Source organism: Lonsdalea britannica (genome assembly GCF_002111595.1).
Lineage (GTDB): Bacteria > Pseudomonadota > Gammaproteobacteria > Enterobacterales > Enterobacteriaceae > Lonsdalea > Lonsdalea britannica.
Genome location: NZ_LUTN01000041.1, coordinates 1 through 3,204, shown reverse-complemented (window position 1 = coordinate 3,204; position 3,204 = coordinate 1). Strand labels below are relative to the sequence as shown.

Sequence of the window (3,204 nt, the reverse complement as noted above, 5' to 3'; positions counted from 1 at the left end):
AAGGCAATCGCCACCCGGCTGTCGGGCTGTACGCCCTGCGCCATCAACGCGCGAGCCAGCTGGTTGGCGCGGCGGTTCAGTTCGCCGTAGCTCAGCGAGCGCCCCTCTGCGCTCACCGCCACGGCCTGCGGCCGGGTGTCGGCCTGCTGTTCGAACAGCTCATGGAGACAGAATGGAGAGGACGGCGCGGGCGCGGGTGTCGAATGCCATCGTTGCATCAAGGCCCGTTCTTCAGGATCTCGCAGTGCCAGCTCTCCGATGGGACGGTCAGGTGCAGTCGCGGCGACAGTGAAAAAGTGAATCAGACGACGCAGATGCCATCCCAACTCTCGCTCATGATAAAGCGCGGCGTTGGCGTTCAGGCATAGCTCGATCCCCTCGTTTTCCCCTCGGTCAAACAGCGTGATGGAGAGATCGTCTACCGGTCCCAGTAACAGATTGTGGACTCTGGCTCTGGCCCCCTCAAAACACAGAGAATCGTTATGGCAAGGAAGGATATTGATTAGCGTAGAAAACGGCGTTTCACCCCCAGCCCCCATCCCCAGATCGGTCTTTAACGTTTCATAGCGGTAACGCTGGTGACGAGAGACTTCGAATACGGCGCGTTTTGCCTGTTGGATTCCAGCGGACAAGGTGGTGGTCGGACCCACATTCAACCGCAACGGCAGCACATTGCTGACCATACCGGGGTAACGTCGCAGCACTTTGCCTATACGGGCCGTCATGGGCATTCCCAGCAGCAGTTCTTCCTGCCCGGTGATCCGATGTAAGTACAGCGCGACCAGCGAGATTAAGACTTCCGGCAACGCCGCTTTCCGCTGCTCCGCCACACGACGAAGCAACTGATGAGTCGGCTCAGGAAGATATTGCTGACGACGTAATATCTTCACGCACCGAGCCTGCCGCCCGGATACGCTCACCGGATCCGGCCGATTCGCCAGCTGCTTCAGCCAGTATTCCCGGTCGTGACTCGCGCGGGGTGAAACCTCATAGTCGCGCTCAATCTTCTGTGCCTGTGCAAGCCCGACAAAGTCGCCGTCCGGCACTAATGCCCCAGCCGAGAACGCGGCATAGCGCTCCGCGACCCGCTGAATAAACAGCGATGCGCTATAACCATCCATGACGATATGGTGGTGACATTGGAAAAAGAGAAAATGTTCCGGCGCTATCTGAATCAGCGCGAACGAAAAGAGAGGCCCCTGCTCTAGGTCAAAAGGCGTGTTGCACGCCGCGTCCATCCACTGCTTCGCCTTCTCCAGCGGATGGCTTTCCCGACTAAAGTCGAATATGGGAAAACGCCAGGACGACGCCAGATCCGTGGACTGAGTGACGTCAAGGGACGAAACCTCTAAACGCACTCGCAGGGATTCTGTTTCCTGAACGGCGGTTCTTACCGCCATTTCAAAACGCGGTGGGTTCAGTACGGCCGATATTTCAACATATTCGGCAACGTTAAAGACGTTGGCCTCCGCCCCAGGATTGAGGTGCTGAGCAAACCAGATGCCTTGCTGAGCACGACTGAGGGGGTAAGTGGACTGTGCTTCCCGTGTCAAACCGGGCTGCATATCAAAAATTGACATAGGACTCCTTTCTTACATCGTTCAATGAGGTCACTGACCAAAACTCGTTATAAACCCGCTTACTCCCCATCAGTCCGGCTATATTCGTTTTCATGGCAATCATTATCTCGTCATTGATTAACGCTGAGAGATAAAAATTTATGAATAACAAAGCCGTCTCAATAATGGGACATGGGGAAAACTGTTATGGTGGAAATACAGAACTACCGGCTGAAAAAATAAAATAAATCCTAGGAAAAGGGTAATGACAAATGCCTTAGGACATTTCATCACAAAGCAGCCACAGGATTAAATATAGAGTCATCGATAACAGAAAAATCTCAAATTTCACGCACTGAAACAATCGAATAAGAATAAAACCAATAACCCCACATTGGTTCACGCCGTAGTAACATCGCTATAAGCGAACTCAATAACTATCGCCCTGACATGAATAAAATAAAAATATATAAATTAATGAGATAAATTAAAAACAAAGATGAAAGGGCATATTTTTGGCATGTCTTAAAATAACAAAAATCAGCCTTCGCTATTAGAAAGCATGCAATTAATAAAAACAACCCCTTTTAAAAAATTTCTTTTTACTCACTCCATTATTAACAATCCCTAAACGAAACCCATAAAAATAAAAATTAGTCTCACGCCGAATTGAAAATGCATCAAATACATGCTCCTCAACATTCACTAACATAAATAAGAGTTTTGTATTATTCAAACTCATTTAATTTAGGAAACCAATTTAGAAATAAGGTTTTGAAAATAAAAAATGCATGGTAATTACATTCGACGTTATTGATGCGCTCTATTCTTCATTATCGATGCCTTTAATTAGCATTAGGATGTTCAAAAGGTTATACATTTGCACTTAAAAGGTATCGAATTTAAGAAACGAAACAAAAGCTGCCGAGAGAAGGATGTGTATTTTTTTTGCACACTACGAGATGTGGTGACGCTATTTTGTCAGCTCACCCATGCAGCAGACACCGACCATTTTCATCGGTTTGCGCCATCTCATGTTCACCGTGCCGATGAAAGAAACTCGTTGAGGGGTTTGCGGAGCGAGGTTTTTACCGTTCAGACGTGACGTTAGCCGTTACCGAACGCACAAATTATGCGCAGGTTGATGGATGACGGATGATCCGTGAAAAGAAACGATAACCCGGTTACGCGTGCTCCCGGGCTATCGTGGTCATTTTAACGGCAGATAGATATCCGTTATTAATTCGTGCTCCGCCACCTCATGGGCAAAATTAAGGTAGTGAAAAAACAGCGGATAATCACGTAATTCCTCGCCGCTTTGGGGCAGCCACTTGCCGTAGAGCTCGCGAGCGCCATCAGACAAAGCATCATGCGAACCACAATGCCGCACCACGGCGCAACGTCCTGCGGGGATGAGCGCATTCACGACGCCAAACGGATTATCCTCATCGACAGGCGCGACCACTGAACCACAGATATTAAAGCGAAAATCGGCTGTGGGCGTACTTATCGGATCGTCAGGAGCGACGCCATAAGTCTGACTACTGCCGACTGGGGAAAGGCCGCTCGTTTTACGCCATTCAACAAAGCGGGTCGCCGTTTCGTTGGTTCGTTCCGACGGCCCTCGATGAGTCAGCATCGCAAC

Annotated in this window: 2 protein-coding genes; both read right to left on the bottom strand. The window is 49.4% G+C overall.

Annotated features, from left to right (window positions below):
* Window positions 1–1,580, bottom strand: a 1,580-nt coding sequence (locus tag AU509_RS17645; RefSeq protein ID WP_139824081.1) for a condensation domain-containing protein, incomplete at its 3' end; no start/stop codon positions are given.
* A gap of 1,189 nt (window positions 1,581–2,769) precedes the next feature.
* Window positions 2,770–3,204 (bottom strand): AraC family transcriptional regulator (locus tag AU509_RS17640; RefSeq protein WP_176223495.1); only part of this gene is annotated, 435 nt, incomplete at its 5' end.